Genomic DNA, 14736 nt, shown 5'->3' on the forward strand with positions numbered 1-14736 from the left:
GGGGTATGGGCTTCCATCCCCCCGTTCAACGCACTGAAGAGATTTGCGATCATGGGAAAAGTCACTGGCTTTCTGGAATTCGAGCGGCTTGAAGAAGGTTACGAGCCGGTCGAGAAGCGCCTGAAGTCCTACAAGGAATTCGTCATTGGCCTGACGCCTGAGCAGGCCAAGGTCCAGGGCGCGCGCTGCATGGACTGCGGCACGCCGTTCTGCAACAACGGTTGCCCGGTCAACAACATCATTCCGGACTTCAACGACCTGGTCTACAAGCAGGATTGGCGCAACGCCATCACCGTCCTGCACAGCACCAACAACTTCCCCGAGTTCACCGGCCGCATCTGCCCGGCGCCCTGCGAGGCGGCGTGCGTGATCAACGTCAACGGCGATGCCGTGGGCATCAAGTCCATCGAGCACGCCATCATTGACCGCGCCTGGGACGAAGGTTGGGTGGTGCCGCAGCCGGCCGAGGTCAAGACCGGCAAGAAGGTCGCCATCGTCGGCGGTGGCCCCGCCGGCTTGGCGGCGGCACAGCAACTGGCCCGCGCCGGCCACGCCGTGACGGTGTTCGAGAAGAACGACAAGGTCGGCGGTCTGCTGCGCTACGGCATTCCTGACTTCAAGATGGACAAGGGTCACATCGACCGCCGCATGAAGCAGTTGGAGGCGGAGGGCGTAGTGTTCCGTACCAACGTCGTGGTGGGCGAGTGGCCCAAGGACTCCAAGGTCACCAACTGGGCCAAGGAGAGTGTGAGCGCCGAACAGCTCAAGGCGGAGTTCGATGCCGTCTTGCTGACCGGCGGTGCAGAACAGTCACGTGACCTGCCCATTCCAGGTCGCGACCTGGCCGGCATCCACTTTGCGATGGAACTGCTGCCCCAGCAGAACCGTGTGAACCATGGCGGCAAGGTCAAGGACGCCATCCGCGCTGATGGCAAGCATGTCATCGTGATCGGCGGTGGCGACACCGGCAGCGACTGCGTGGGCACCAGCACCCGCCACGGAGCCGCCAGCGTCACCCAGTTCGAAGTGATGCCCCAGCCGCCGGAGCAGGAAGACAAGCCCTTGACCTGGCCGTACTGGCCGCTGAAGCTGCGCACCAGCTCCAGCCATGACGAGAGTGCCGAGCGCGGTCTGCTCAAGCGTGAGTTCGCCATCTCGACCAAGGAGTTTTTGGGCGAGAAGGGCAAGATCACCGGCCTGAAGACCGTGCGTGTCGAGTTCAAGGACGGCAAGCTGGTGGAGGTTCCGGGCTCGGAGCAGGTGCACAAGGCCGACCTGGTGCTGCTGGCCATGGGCTTCACCAACCCCGTCACTTCCGTGCTGGAGTCCTTTGGCGTGGCCAAGGATGTCCGCGGCAACGCCAAGGCCTCGACCGACGCGGACGGCGGCTACAAGACCAGCGTGGCCAAGGTGTTTGCGGCGGGCGACATGCGCCGCGGTCAATCCCTGGTCGTGTGGGCAATCCGCGAAGGTCGCCAGGCCGCGCGTGCCGTCGACGAGTTCCTGATGGGCACCACCACCCTGCCGCGCTGATCGCCAGCCTCCGGGCCGAGGGCCTCAGGGTCTGCCGACCCGGCCTCGGCCCCATCGCCGGTTGTTTGACCGGAAGGCTGCGAGTTCGACAAAAAGCCGGTGACGAGTCTCTCGTCACCGGCTTCTTTGTTTCCGGGGGGCGGTGTGCGGTTGCTTCAAATGCGTTTACATGGCATTTGGGGGGCGGCCATCCTGGGGGAAAACGACATGCCACAATCAGCCGCAAACCTCTAGGCACAATGTCAGACACCTTCATCGAGATCGACCGCGTCACCTTCGGGTACGACAGTTCACGGATCATCCTGAATGACGTGAGCATGCGCTTTCCGCGTGGCAAGGTCACCGCCATCCTTGGCGGATCCGGTTGTGGCAAGACCACGCTGCTGCGGCTGATCGGCGGCGTCTATCCGGCCAACCAAGGGCGGGTGGTCTTTGATGGTGAACTGGTGGATTCGCGCGACAAGGCGCAGCTTTACCGCATCCGCCGTCGCCTGGGCATGCTGTTCCAGTTTGGCGCCCTGTTCACCGATCTCAGCGTGTTCGACAACGTGGCCTTTCCACTGCGCGAGCACACCAGCCTGCCGGAGGCGCTCATCCGCGACATCGTCCTCATGAAGCTCAATGCCGTGGGGCTGCGGGGTGCTGCACCACTGCGCATCAGCCAGGTGTCTGGGGGTATGGCCCGACGCATCGCGTTGGCCCGTGCCATGGCGCTGGATCCTGAACTGATCATGTACGACGAGCCCTTTGCCGGTCTGGATCCCATTTCGATGGGGGTCACCGCTAACCTCATCCGTCGTCTGAATGACGCCACGGGTGCCACCTCGCTCATGGTGTCCCATGACGTCCAGGAGTGCTTTGCCATCTCCGATTACGCCTACCTGATGGCCCCCGGCGGCCGGGTGGTGGCCCATGGCACCCCCGAGGAGCTCAACCGCTCCGAGGATCCTGAGGTGCGGCAGTTCATCCGTGGCGAGCCCGACGGGCCCATCCGTTTCCACTATCCGGCGCCCTCCATGGCCCAAGACCTGGGGCTGTCCGCATGACCAAGACCCTGCAATCGGTGGGTGAGCGCACCCTGGAGATGCTGCGCGCGCTGGGCCACGCCTTCTTCTTCTTCGTCGACCTGCTGCGCTTCAGTCCGGGCGCCTTGCGGCGTTTTGGCCTGGTGGTTGGGCAGATCCATGCCATCGGCAACCTTTCCCTGGTGATCATCGTCGCCTCGGGCTTGGCCGTGGGCTTCGTGCTTGCCCTTCAGATGTACTACGCGCTGGTGGCCTATGGCGCCGCCGAGTCCCTGGGCCTGATCGTCAACCTGGCCTTGGTGCGTGAACTCGGGCCAGTGGTGACAGCCCTGCTGTTTGCCGGCCGGGCGGGCACCTCGTTGACAGCGGAAATTGGGCTGATGAAGGCTGGCGAGCAACTGTCTGCCATGGAGCTGATGGCCATCGACCCCCGGGCCCGCGTCCTGGCGCCGCGGTTCCTGGGCGGCATCATCGCCATGCCCATCCTGGCGGTCTTGTTCTCCACGGTGGGCATCCTGGGGGCCTATGTGGTGGCGGTGTTGCTGATCGGCGTGGATGCGGGCAATTTCTGGTCGATCATGCAATCCAAGGTCGACGTGTGGCGGGATGTGGGCAATGGCATGGTCAAGTCGGCCGTCTTCGGGGTGATCTGCACCACCGTGGCCCTCTACCAGGGGCATGAGACCCAGGCCACGCCAGAAGGGGTGGCCTACGCGACCACCCGGACCGTCGTGATCGCCTCCCTCTCCGTGCTGGCTGTGGACTTCATCCTCACGGCCCTGATGTTCTCCACCCCCTGAGACCCTTGAATCCTTTTGAAAGCTGCAAATGAACAAGAAGAGCATTGAGACCCTGGTCGGTCTGTTCGTGCTGCTGGGTGGCCTGGGTGTGGTCTTCCTGGCTCTCAAGGCCGCCAATCTGGCCAGTTTCTCCTCCGGAGACAGCTACACCCTGGTGGCCAAGTTTGACAACATTGGCGGCCTGAAGCCCCGTGCACCGGTGCGCTCCGCGGGCGTCAATGTCGGGCGTGTCACCAGCATCGCGCTGGACGCCAAGACCTACCAAGGGGTGGTGACGCTGGAGATTTCCAAGGGCGTTGAATTTCCCAAGGACTCCTCGGCCAAGATCCTGACCGCCGGTTTGCTGGGCGACCAATACATCGGCATCGAGCCTGGCGCGGCAGAAGCCAATTTCGCCGCGGGCGACGTGATCCGGCAGACCCAGTCCGCCGTGGTGCTGGAGAACCTCATCGGTCAGTTCCTCTTCAACAAGGCTGCCGACGCGGGAACGGAGGGCGCCGCCAAATGAGGCGTCGTGTCTTTCACACCGAAGGCCGGGCGTTGAGGGCTTTCGGCTTGTGCCTGGGGCTGTTGGTGGGCTCTGCCGTGCAGGCCGCCTCTGAGCCTGACCCATGGGAAGGGTTCAACCGGTCCGTCTTCAACTTCAATGACGCGGTGGACCAGGCGGCGCTCAAACCCCTGGCCGAGGGTTACAAGCGCTGGGTGCCTGAACTCGTGCGCACGGGTGTGGATAACTTCCTGGGCAACATCGGCGACGCTTGGTCGACGGTCAACCACGTACTGCAAGGCAAGGGCGTCGAGGCGACGACCATGGGCTTCCGGGTGGTCACCAACACCTTCTTCGGTTTGGGTGGCCTGCTCGATCCTGCCAGCGAAATGGGCATGGAGCGCCAGAGCGAGGACTTCGGCCAGACGCTGGGCCGTTGGGGCATGCCTTCGGGGCCCTACCTGGTCTTGCCGCTGCTGGGCCCGTCGACCGCCCGAGACGGGGCTGCGCGAGTGGTGGACAGCTTGGCTGGCCCCACGGCCCTGGTGCATGGCACCCCTGACACGGTCGGGGTGCTGACCCTGCAGATCGTGAGCACCCGCGCCGGGCTCCTGGGCGCGTCTCAGATGCTCGACGAGATCGCGCTGGACAAGTACCAGTTCCTGCGGGATGCGTACCTGGCCCGTCGCCGCAACCAGGTCTACGACGGCAATCCGCCCGAAGAGCCCGAGGCCGAGTGAGCCACCGGCCGGCCCTGCTGTCCACCTGCGGAGGCGCGCGCGCGTTGTAGGCGTGCTGGCCTTCGCGTCAGTGAAAGGAAATCATGTTCATCGATCGATTCAAGCGTGCTGGCCTGTTGGGCGCCGCGCTCCTGTCCCTGCCCCTGTGGTCCGTGTCCGTGCATGCGGCCGATGTGGCCACGCCTGATGCGCTGATCCGTCAGGTGTCGGTGGAGGTCATCGACACCGTCAAGGCTGACAAGTCCATCCAGGGTGGCGACATCAGCAAGATCATCGCGCTGGTGGACAGCAAGGTGATGCCGCATGTGAATTTCCAGCGCATGACCGCCTCCGCGGTGGGGCGCAGCTGGCGTTCGGCCACCCCCGAGCAGCAGAAGCGCCTGCAGGAAGAGTTCAAGGCGCTGCTGGTTCGTACCTACGCCGGTGCCCTGAGCCAGGTGCGTGAGCACACCATTGCCCTCAAGCCCATGCGCGCCGGTGCGGACGATACCGAGGTGGTGGTGCGTACCGAGGTCAAGGGCAAGGGCGACCCCATCCAGCTCGACTACCGCCTCGAGAAGACCGCCGACGGCTGGAAGATCTACGACGTGAACGTGCTGGGCGTGTGGCTGGTGGAGCAGTACAAGAGCAGCTTCGCCCAGGAGATCAACGCTTCGGGCATCGATGGCCTGATCGCCAAGCTGACCGAGCGCAACAAGGCCGCGGCCAAGCGCTGAGCGCCCTGCACGGAGTGGAACGCCATGTTGACCCTGCCCACACAGCTCACCCTGCGCGAAGCGCCTGATCTGGTCAAGGCGCTTCAGGCGCAGATCGCCCAGGGCGGGGGCGCGGTGGATATCGACGCGTCGGCCCTGCAGCAGATCGATTCCTCTGCTTTGGCGGTGCTGCTGGCCTGCCGCCGTGCGGCGGGCGGGCGGCCTTTTGCAGTGCATTCCGCCTCTGCACGTCTGCGGGATCTGGCCAGCCTGTACGGTGTGCAGGACCTGGTGGGGCTTGCGCCGGTGCAGGCCTGAACCTGTGGTGTACGGGCAAGGGCGGTGCTGCGGCGCCGCCCTTGCCGTTTTCTCAGCCCGGCAAGCCGTTGCGGCCGGCCGAAGGTGCCGGGCTCACATAGCGGCGCTGGCGCAGGTTGCGCTTGATTTCCTGCAAGTGCGTGCGCAGCTCCGGCCCCAGCCGCAGCGCCACTCCGGTGACCAGGATGTCGACGATCATCAGGTGGATGAGCCGCGAGACCATCGGGCTGTAGCGCTCATGGTCCTCGGGGTGGTCGGCCGCGATGAGGATCTGGTTTTGGCTCTGGGTGAGCAGGGCCAGCGGTGAGCCGCTGGCGGTGATCACCACCAGGGTCGCCCCCCGTTTGAGCACGATCTCCGCCACGTCGATCAGGTCCCGGCTGCGTCCGGAGTTGCTGATCACCACCGCCACATCCTGCGGACCCAGCATGGTGGCGCTCATGATCTGCACATGGCCGTCACTCATGGCCACGGCTTGCACCCCCAGCCGGAACAGCTTGTGCTGCGCATCCTGGGCGACGATGCCGGAGTTGCCCACTCCATAGAACTCGACGCGACCGTGCTGGCGGGCGCAGGTGGTCACCGCCTCCATGGCCCGCTCCACCGCCTGGGTGGCGATGTCGTTGCGGTACTTGAGCAGCGCGGCCACCGCGTTGTCGATCACCTTGACCACCACGTCCGAGGGCTTGTCGTCCTCGTCGACGGCGCGATGCACAAAGGGCACGCCCTCGTTGACCACGCCCGCGAGTTTGAGTTTGAAGTCGGCCAGGCCGTCATAACCCACGCTGCGGCAGAAGCGCACCACCGTGGGTTTGCTCACATGGGCCCGCTCGGCCAGCTCACCCACAGGCATGGAGGCGAAACTGCGGGGGTCCAGCAACACCAGCTTGGCCACGCGCTGCTCGGCAGGGGGCAGGGCGGGGATGGAGGCTCGGATCCGTTCAAGCATGGTGAGGGAGTGCGGGCCCGGTCTCGCGGCCCGTCGGTCTGTAATGGGATGTCATTGTTCCTCAGACCAGGCGAAGCCGTCGCGGGCCACCAACGCGCTGGCCGCCGCCGGGCCCCAGGAGCCGGCGGCATAGGTGCGCAGTGAGCCGCCGTCGGCTGCCCAGGCGTTGAGGATGGGTTCCACCCAGCGCCAGGCCTGTTCCTGTTCGTCGCTGCGCACGAACAGGTTGAGCCGGCCGGCGATGGCGTCCAGCAGCAGGCGTTCGTAGGCGCCCACGCGTTCGGCGGGGAACGCGCGGTCGAAGTCCAGGTCCAGTTTGACGCTGGAGAGCGCATCGTTGGCGGCACTGCCCTTGGCCGCCAGCAGGTGCAGCTCCAGCCCGTCTTCGGGTTGCAGCTTGATCACCAGCTTGTTGGCCTGCGCTGCGCCCGGGAAGATGGGGTGCGGCACCGGGCGGAAATTCACCACGATCTGCGCGTCGCGCGCGGCCAGGCGCTTGCCGGTGCGCAGGTAGAAGGGCACGCCGGCCCAACGCCAGTTCTGCACCTCGGTCTTGAGCGCCACGAAGGTCTCGCAGCTGCTGCCGGCGGGCACTTTCACCTCCTCCAGGTAGCCCGGCACGGACTTGCCTTCGGCATTGCCGGCGCGGTATTGGCCGCGCACCACGTCACGGGCCACGCTCTCGGGGGTGAAGGGCTTGAGCGACTTGAGCACCTTGAGCTTCTCGTCGCGGATGGCGTCGGCGTCGTTGGACGACGGCGGTTCCATGGCGATCATGGTGAGCAGCTGCAGGGCGTGGTTCTGGACCATGTCGCGCAGCGCGCCGGTGCGGTCGTAAAAGTCGCCACGGGTGCCCACACCCAGGGCCTCGGCCAGGGTGATCTGGATGTTGGCGATGCACTCGCGGCGCCACAGCGGCTCGAACAGGGCATTGGCAAAGCGCAGCGCCATCAGGTTCTGCACACTGGGCTTGCCCAGGTAGTGGTCGATGCGGAAAGCCTGCTCCTCGCGGAACACGCTGCGCACGGCCTGGTTGATGGCCTGGGCACTGGCCAGGTCGTGGCCCAGCGGCTTTTCCAGCACCACCCGCACCTTGGGGCCGTTCAACTCGGCGGCTCCCAGCTGCTCGCACACGGTGGTGAACAGGTGCGGGCTGGTGGCCAGGTAGAGCACCACGGTGTCCGCATTGCGCTCTTCGATCCAGCGCTTGAGCGTGGCGTAGTCGTCTGGCTTGGAGACGTCCATGCGCTGGTAGTGCAGCAGCGCGGCAAATGCCGCGAACTCTGCTTCGCTGGGCCGCTTGGAGGCGTCCACTTCAGCAAAACGCTCGCGGATGAACTCCCGGTATCCCTCATCCGTGCGCTCGTCACGGGCCACGGCCAGGATGCGGCCGCCTGCCGGCAACTTGCCGTGGCGGAAGGCCTGGAACAGGGCCGGCATGAGCTTGCGCCAGGTCAGGTCGCCGGTGCCGCCAAAGAAGACAAGATCGAAGGACATGGTGCTTGTGTAATTTGATTACCTGATTCATCATGCACCAGTTTCAACGACAGGTCAATGCAGGTTGTCGCGGTCCTGAGCCGCGGCTCTGGTGCCGTAACCGCCTTGTTCACAAACGGTGCGTCCGACCGGGTTCTAATTCCAGCTTGCACACCGCCGGGCCAGGGCGGAACGGGGCTTGCTCCCGTGCGCCAGGCCGGCCCCACCTCGATTTCCTCCTCCGCCTGCCATGAACCAGCTGGACCAACTCAAGGCCTTCACCACCGTCGTCGCCGACACCGGCAACTTCAAGCAGATGGCGCAGTTCGCGCCGCGTGATGCCACCACCAACCCCTCGCTCATCCTCAAGGCTGTGCAGCAGCCCGACTACGCGCCGCTGCTGGCCGATACGGTGCGCGCCCACCGGGGCCAGGCCCTGGACCAGATCGTGGATGAGGTGCTGGTGCGTTTTGGCCTGGAGATCCTCAAGGTGGTGCCGGGCCGTGTGTCCACTGAGGTGGATGCCCGCCTGTCGTTTGACACCGCCGCCACGGTGGCCCGCGCCCAGCGTCTGATGGCCTTGTACGAGGCTGCCGGCATCGGCCGCGACCGCGTGCTGATCAAGATTGCGGCCACCTGGGAAGGCATCCAGGCCGCCCGCATCCTGGAGCAGCAGGGTATCCATTGCAACCTGACGCTGCTGTTCTCCTTCTGCCAGGCCGTGGCCTGCGGCGAGGCCGGCGTTCAGCTCATCAGCCCGTTTGTGGGCCGCATCTACGACTGGTACAAGAAGCAGGCCGGTGCCGCTTGGGACGAGGCCGCCAGCGCTGGCGTGAACGATCCGGGCGTGAAGTCGGTCACCCAGATCTTCAACTACTACAAGAAGTTCGGCATTCCCACCGAGGTGATGGGTGCCAGCTTCCGCAATGTCGGCCAGATCGTCGCCTTGGCCGGCTCCGACCTGCTCACCATCAGCCCCGAGTTGCTGGCCCAATTGCAGAGTAGTGAGGCCCCTGTGGCGCGTGCCCTGGACGCCGCTGCCGCCCAGGACCTGCCGCTGCACGCCGTCAGCCTGAACGAGGCCGGCTTCCGCTACGCCCTCAACGAGGACGCCATGGCCACCGAGAAGCTGGCCGAGGGCATCCGCGCCTTTGCGGTCGATGCCGGCAAGCTCGACGTCCTGATCCAGCAGCAGCTGGCTGCCTGATCCGCCGGCGGCCCGTGTTGCCAGAGCGCTCGGCCGCCGTTTCTTCCTGACCTCCCTGTTCCTGAGGACCCCACCGACATGAGCACCGCCCCGCGCTGCGACGAAACCATCGCCTGGACCGCCCTGCAAGGCCACTTTGAAGGCCACGGGCGCGGCCTGGACCTGCGTGAATCCTTTGCGCGCGATGCTCAGCGCTTCGGTACCTTCAGCCTGCAGGCGCCGGAGGTGTTTGCGGACCTGTCCAAGAACCTCTGGGACCCGACCACCCGGCGCCTGCTGGTGGAGCTGGCACGGGCCTGTGGCCTGGAGGCGCAGCGTGACGCCATGTTCGCCGGCCAGCCCATCAACTCCACCGAAGGCCGCGCCGTGCTGCACACCGCCCTGCGCGCCCCGCGCGGTGCCGGCCCGTTCAGTGAGGACGTGCACGGCGTGCTCGATGCGCTGCTGGCTTATGCCGACGAGGTGCGTGATGTGGCGGGCAGCGGCATCACCGATGTGGTGAACATCGGCATCGGCGGCTCCGACCTGGGGCCGGCCATGGCGGTACCGGCACTGCAGGCCTACACCCAGCCCGGCCAGCGCCTGCATTTCGTCTCCAATGTGGATGGCCATGACCTGGTGCCGGTGCTGGCCCGACTCAAGCCCGAGACCACGCTGTTCATCGTGGCCTCCAAGACCTTCACCACCCAGGAGACCATGGCCAATGCGCACGCCGCGCGGGCCTGGTTCCTGGCCCAGGGCGGCACAGACACCGCACGGCACTTCGTGGGCGTGACCACCAACCTGGAGGCTGCGGCCGCCTTCGGCATCCACCGCACCTTCGGTTTTTGGGATTGGGTGGGGGGGCGCTACTCCCTGTGGAGCGCCATCGGCCTGCCGCTGGCCATCGCCATCGGCGGCGCCCAGTTCCGGGACTTCCTGGCCGGTGCCCGTGCCATGGACGAGCACTTCGCCCAGGCGCCGCTGGAGGCCAACCTGCCGGCCCAGCTGGGTCTGCTGGACGTCTGGTACCGCAACTTCCACGGTTTCACCAGCCGCTCGGTGGCGCCCTACCACCAGGGCCTGCGCCGGTTCCCTGCGTACCTGCAGCAGCTGGAGATGGAGTCCAACGGCAAGTGCGTGGACGCCGACGGACGGGCGCTGCCCTTTGGCACCAGCCCGGTGGTCTGGGGCGAGGCCGGTACCAACGGCCAGCACGCCTACTTCCAGATGCTGCACCAGGGCACCGACGTGATCCCGGTGGAGTTCATCGCTGTGGCGCGCACCAGCCATGACCTGGCCGACCTGCCGCCCAGTGTGCGCGAGCGCTTGGCCGACCAGCACACCAAGCTGCTGGCCAACTGCCTGGCGCAGAGCCAGGCCCTGATGTGGGGCAAGACGACCGAGGAGGCCGCCACCGAGAGGGCGCCCACCGCCTCCAAGACGCTGGATCCGGCGGTGCTGGCCCGCCACCGCAGCTTCCCCGGCAACCGGCCCAGCACCACCCTGGTGCTGGAGGCCCTGACCCCGCGTGCCCTGGGCGCATTGATCGCCCTGTACGAACACCGCGTGTTCACCAGCGGCGCGATCTGGGGCATCAACTCCTTCGACCAGTGGGGCGTGGAGCTGGGCAAGGCGCTGTGCAGCCAGCTGCTGCCGCGTTTTGCCAGTGGCGACGCCACCGGCCTGGACGCCTCCACCGCTGGCCTGTTGGCCCGCCTGCGGGGCTGAGCCCATGTCGACGAAGCCGCATGTGATCTTCGACTTCGGGGTGGTGCTGTTTCGCTGGCGACCCGAGGTTGTGCTGCGCCAGACCCTGCCTGGTCGGGTGAGGGACGCCGCCAGCGCCGCGCACTGGAAGGCCCAGATCTTTCAGGACTATGGCGGCGACTGGGGTGATTTCGACGCCGGTCTGCTGGAGGTGCCCGAGCTGGTGGCGCGCATCGCCACCCGCACCGGCCTGACTCCGGCGGAGGTGCTGACCGTGGTGCAGGCGGTGCCGCCCGAGCTGGAGATCAAGGCGGGCACCGTCGCCATCGTGCAGGCGCTGCGCGCGGCGGGGCACCGCCTGTTCTACCTCTCCAACATGCCCGAGCCCTATGCCCGGCATTTGGAGACGCACCACCCGTTGCGCGAGTGGTTTGAGGATGGCGTGTTCTCCGCACGGGTGCGTCAGCGCAAGCCCGACCCGGCCATCTTCCATACCGCGCTGCGTCAATTCGGCATCCCGGCGGCGGATGCGCTGTTCATCGACGACCACCCGGCCAACATCGCCACCGCCCGGGGCCTGGGCCTGCCTGGCCTCCTGTTTGAGTCGCCCGAGCAGTTGGCGCGGGACTTGAGGGGGCGTGGCTTGGCGGTGCCCGCCGTGATCGCCTGACGGCCTGACCGTGAGGCTCTAGGTCAGGTCGGCAGATCCAACGCCCGGCGCCAGGCGCGGGCACTGCCAAAGCCCTGGGTGGCCAGCGCCTGCTTCAAGGGCTGGCCGCCGCGCACCGCTTCGCTGACCAAGGCTGCCCGCACCCGGGCCACATAGTCGCGGGGGGACAGGCCCGCATGCTGCTGGAACAGTCGGCCCAGGTGGCGCGGGGTGACATGGGCCACCGCGGCCAAGCGCTCGGCCGTCCAGTCGGCTGCCGGTTCGGCATTCACCGCGTTCTGCACCTTGTGCACCGCCGGGTGCAGGTGGCTGCGGCTGGCCAGCAGCGGCGACTGTTGAGGCGCCTCGCCGGCCCGACGCTGAAACACGACCAGCACCTGCGCCACGGCGGCGGCCAAGGCCTCGCCGCCCACCTCGGCAATGCTGTGCAGGGCCAGGTCGATGCCGGCGGTGACGCCGGCGCTGGTCCACAGCGGGCCGTCTTGCACAAACACCCGATTGCCCAGCACCCGCGCGGCCGGCGCCAGGGCCTGCAGCTCGTCCAGCAGTTCATGGTGGGTGGTGAGGCAGCGGCCGGCGGCCAGGCCGGCGTCGGCCAGCAACAGGGCCCCGGAGCACACCGTCATCAGGCGGTGCGGGCTGCCCGGCGCCAGAAGAGCCGGGGCCAGCACCTGGCCGATCCACCGCCGCGTGGCCAGCCACGGCGGCTCGGCCCGCACCACGGCGTGGCCATCGCCCGGCCGGCCCAGCAGCAGCACCCAGCTGGGGGCCGGCAGGGTGGTGGGCAGCGGCGCCAGCCCCGCCAAGGCCACGCCCACCGAGCTGTCGGTCTGGGCTTGCGGGCCGACGTAATGCAAGACGAACAGCGGCGGGCGGCCTTGGCGCGCGCGCTGCTGGTTGGCCAGGCGGTAGGCCTCGGCCGGCCCGGCCAGGTCCAGCAGCAGGGTCTCGGGCAGCACCACGAACCACACATGCACCGGCCCGGGGAGGCCGTCAGGTGGGGTTCGCGTCTCGCCTCTTGGGACAGAAGGCCGATCGGCAGGCAAGGCAGCGCAGGGGTTCACGGCGCTGATGGTAGGTCGGCCGCCTCGGCGTCGCGCCAGGCGTAGTCCATCTGCCGGGCAGTGGCCAGGGCCAGGGCGCGGCTGTGCAGGCGCGCCACCAGGTGCAGGCCCATGTCCAGGCCGGCGGAGATGCCGGCCGAGCTGAGCACACGGCCCGCATCCACCCAGCGGGCCTCGGGCCGCAGGTCCAGGCCGGGGTGGCGGCGGCGCAGGTCGGCCACGTCTTCCCAGTGGGTGGTGCAGGGCTGGCCGTGCAGCAGTCCCAGGTCGGCCAGCACAAAGGCGCCGGTGCAGACCGAGGCGACGAGCCCGTCGGCCGTGGCGGCCAGGGTGTGCTCGGCGTGGTGGCGCAGGGCGGCCATCATCTCCGGGTTGGCCAGCACGCCGTTCACCACGCCGCCGGGCACCAGCAGCAGGGCGGTGGGCGCGGTGACATCCGTGAGGGCAGACGGCTCAGCCGGCCCGGGGATCAGCGCCTCGTCGGCCTGCAGCTGCAGCCCGGCCCGGGCGCGCACCGCCTGGCCGTGCAGGGAAGCGCTGCGTACCTGCCAGGGCGCTGGCGCCCCTGGGTGCAGGCGGCGGTGCACCCGCAGCGCGGTGGTGAACACCTCGTAGGGGCCGGCAAAGTCCAGCAGCTCCACCTCATCGAACAGCACCAGGCGAATCACCGGAGCCGGTAGGGTGAGGGCGTGGCTCATGCGCCCGCTCCGGTGGTGGCCGGGCGCTCTGCGCCGGCCCGCACCAGGGCCTCCTGCGGCGTGCACAGGGTGGCAAAGCGGCCGGCCAGCACGGTGCAGGTGCGCTCGATGATCTCGGCCGTGCTCAGGCGCCGGCCTTCGGGGGTGAGCATGTCGAAGGTGAGGGTGGCGCTGGGCACGTAGTCCACGGTCCAGCCTTCGTCGCTGGCGTGGCGGGTGGTGGTTTCGCAGCACTGCTCAGTGCGGATGCCGCACACCACCAGGCGGCTGATGCCGCGCTGGTGCAGCCAATGGCCCAGCCCGGTGCCCACCAGGGCGCTGTGGCGGTGCTTGAGGACTTCCAGCGCCGGCTCAAACGGCTGCAGGCCCGCCAGGGGGGCGACCAGGCCGCTGGCCAGTGCAAAGGGGTTGTCGGCTTGTTCGGCGCCATCGTGGTGCAGCACGCGCACGATGGGCAGACCGGCCTGGGCAAAGCCCTGCACCAGCGTGTTCACGGCCGCCAAAAAGGCCGGCACGTCGGCATCGGTCCAGTAGGGCCGGGCGGTGAAGGAGGTTTGCACGTCGATCACCAGCAGCGCGGTGCGGGCGGTCGAAGGGGAAGCTGCGTCAGAAAGCGACATGGCGGCAAGGCCCCGTGGCAGGGGCTGGGCAGGTGGATGATGGGCTCATCTTCCTGCCCGGGCGGCCGCACGCCCAGTCCGTCTCCAGACCTTCACAGGTCAGAAACGGACATGACTGGCTCGATCGGGCTGGGTCAGGCCAGACGGGCGGTGACCGCGGCCAGGCGCTCACCGAAGACCTTGGCGGTGGCCAGGTCACCCGCCACCATTTCGTCCACGCCGGCGTCCGACGGGGTGGTGGTCATCAGGCCGGACGACGAGGCCACGTAGTTGATGTCGTTACGGGTGGCAGCTTTGCTGTTGCTGGGCATCAGGCCGGTGCCCACCCACAGGCCACTGTGCTGTTGCGACAGGGTGAACAGGTAGTGCAGGGTGGACAGCTTGTCGCCATTCATCGAGGCGGAGTTGGTGAAACCGGCGAACAGCTTGTCCTTCCAGGCTTGGGTGAACCAGGCCTTGGAGGACGCGTCTGCAAATTTCTTGAACTGCCAGCTCACGCTGCCCATGTAGGTGGGCGAGCCGAAGACGATGGTCTTGGCCGCACCCAGCAGCTCCCACCCGCCTTCGGGCAGGTTGCCTTCGGCGTCGATGGGCAACAGCTTGGCGGCGGCGCCGGCGCCTTCGGCGACCGCCTGGGCCACCTTGGCGGTATGGCCGTAGCCGCTGTGGAAGACGATGACGATGTCGGACATGGGGAGGCTCCTGTGAGGTGGGGACCGGCTGGGCGGGGTGCCCTGCAGGCACCGGTCCATGGACGCATTGTGG

The 14736-nt window shown here is 67.5% G+C and carries 16 protein-coding genes; 10 read left to right on the plus strand and 6 right to left on the minus strand.

Annotated features, from left to right (window positions below; all coding sequences use genetic code 11):
- The first annotated feature begins 51 nt into the window (after positions 1 to 51).
- The 7 genes from G3A44_RS14320 to G3A44_RS14350 all read left to right on the plus strand — a co-directional run bounded on the left by G3A44_RS14320 (position 52) and on the right by G3A44_RS14350 (position 5598).
- The gene (locus G3A44_RS14320) at positions 52 to 1533 is read left to right on the plus strand and encodes a glutamate synthase subunit beta (protein WP_163458214.1); all 1482 of its coding nucleotides are present in this window, start codon (positions 52 to 54) and stop codon (positions 1531 to 1533) included.
- 239 nt (positions 1534 to 1772) lie between these two features.
- Positions 1773 to 2579 carry an ABC transporter ATP-binding protein gene (locus tag G3A44_RS14325; RefSeq protein WP_163458215.1) on the plus strand — a complete coding sequence of 269 codons (807 nt, stop codon included), beginning with the start codon at positions 1773 to 1775 and terminating at the stop codon, positions 2577 to 2579.
- On the plus strand, positions 2576 to 3358 hold the full coding sequence (gene mlaE, locus G3A44_RS14330; RefSeq protein WP_163458216.1) for a lipid asymmetry maintenance ABC transporter permease subunit MlaE: 783 nt from the start codon (positions 2576 to 2578) through the stop codon (positions 3356 to 3358). The genes G3A44_RS14325 and mlaE overlap by 4 nt, the downstream gene beginning before the upstream one ends.
- Positions 3359 to 3386: 28 nt before the next feature.
- Complete coding sequence (gene mlaD / locus G3A44_RS14335) at positions 3387 to 3866, plus strand: outer membrane lipid asymmetry maintenance protein MlaD (RefSeq protein WP_163458217.1); 480 nt, start codon at positions 3387 to 3389, stop codon at positions 3864 to 3866.
- On the plus strand, positions 3863 to 4585 hold the full coding sequence (locus G3A44_RS14340) for an MlaA family lipoprotein (RefSeq protein ID WP_163458218.1): 723 nt from the start codon (positions 3863 to 3865) through the stop codon (positions 4583 to 4585). The genes mlaD and G3A44_RS14340 overlap by 4 nt, the downstream gene beginning before the upstream one ends.
- Positions 4586 to 4668: 83 nt before the next feature.
- Complete coding sequence (locus tag G3A44_RS14345) at positions 4669 to 5301, plus strand: MlaC/ttg2D family ABC transporter substrate-binding protein (protein ID WP_163458219.1); 633 nt, start codon at positions 4669 to 4671, stop codon at positions 5299 to 5301.
- A gap of 24 nt (positions 5302 to 5325) precedes the next feature.
- Complete coding sequence (locus G3A44_RS14350) at positions 5326 to 5598, plus strand: STAS domain-containing protein (RefSeq protein WP_163458220.1); 273 nt, start codon at positions 5326 to 5328, stop codon at positions 5596 to 5598.
- 52 nt (positions 5599 to 5650) lie between these two features.
- Here the strand turns inward: G3A44_RS14350 and G3A44_RS14355 are convergent, their stop codons facing one another.
- A complete protein-coding gene (locus G3A44_RS14355) occupies positions 5651 to 6547 on the minus strand; it encodes a MurR/RpiR family transcriptional regulator (RefSeq protein WP_163458221.1) in 897 nt (298 codons plus the stop codon).
- A 51-nt stretch (positions 6548 to 6598) separates the two neighbouring features.
- Positions 6599 to 8044 carry a glucose-6-phosphate dehydrogenase gene (gene zwf, locus G3A44_RS14360; protein ID WP_163458222.1) on the minus strand — a complete coding sequence of 482 codons (1446 nt, stop codon included), beginning with the start codon at positions 8042 to 8044 and terminating at the stop codon, positions 6599 to 6601.
- 229 nt (positions 8045 to 8273) lie between these two features.
- On the opposite strand from zwf, the gene tal reads away from it, so the two are divergent.
- From tal to G3A44_RS14375, 3 genes are all read left to right on the plus strand, one after another.
- On the plus strand, positions 8274 to 9230 hold the full coding sequence (gene tal / locus G3A44_RS14365) for a transaldolase (RefSeq protein WP_163458223.1): 957 nt from the start codon (positions 8274 to 8276) through the stop codon (positions 9228 to 9230).
- Positions 9231 to 9308: 78 nt separating this feature from the next.
- A complete protein-coding gene (gene pgi, locus G3A44_RS14370) occupies positions 9309 to 10940 on the plus strand; it encodes a glucose-6-phosphate isomerase (protein ID WP_163458224.1) in 1632 nt (543 codons plus the stop codon).
- A 4-nt stretch (positions 10941 to 10944) separates the two neighbouring features.
- Positions 10945 to 11589: an HAD family hydrolase gene (locus G3A44_RS14375; protein ID WP_163458225.1), complete on the plus strand. Its 645-nt coding sequence runs from the start codon at positions 10945 to 10947 to the stop codon at positions 11587 to 11589.
- A gap of 23 nt (positions 11590 to 11612) precedes the next feature.
- On the opposite strand, the gene G3A44_RS14380 is transcribed toward G3A44_RS14375, so the two are convergent.
- From G3A44_RS14380 to G3A44_RS14395, 4 genes are all read right to left on the minus strand, one after another.
- The gene (locus G3A44_RS14380) at positions 11613 to 12566 is read right to left on the minus strand and encodes a GlxA family transcriptional regulator (protein WP_163458226.1); all 954 of its coding nucleotides are present in this window, start codon (positions 12564 to 12566) and stop codon (positions 11613 to 11615) included.
- 83 nt (positions 12567 to 12649) lie between these two features.
- The gene (locus G3A44_RS14385) at positions 12650 to 13351 is read right to left on the minus strand and encodes a DJ-1/PfpI family protein (protein ID WP_163458227.1); all 702 of its coding nucleotides are present in this window, start codon (positions 13349 to 13351) and stop codon (positions 12650 to 12652) included.
- The gene (locus G3A44_RS14390) at positions 13348 to 13971 is read right to left on the minus strand and encodes a cysteine hydrolase family protein (protein WP_163458228.1); all 624 of its coding nucleotides are present in this window, start codon (positions 13969 to 13971) and stop codon (positions 13348 to 13350) included. Before G3A44_RS14390 ends, G3A44_RS14385 begins: the two co-directional genes overlap by 4 nt.
- 134 nt (positions 13972 to 14105) lie before the next feature.
- Positions 14106 to 14663, minus strand: a complete 558-nt coding sequence (locus G3A44_RS14395; protein ID WP_163458229.1) for a flavodoxin family protein — start codon at positions 14661 to 14663, stop codon at positions 14106 to 14108.
- Positions 14664 to 14736 lie beyond the last annotated feature (73 nt).

The organism is Ideonella livida, from assembly GCF_010499455.1.
GTDB lineage: Bacteria > Pseudomonadota > Gammaproteobacteria > Burkholderiales > Burkholderiaceae_C > Ideonella > Ideonella livida.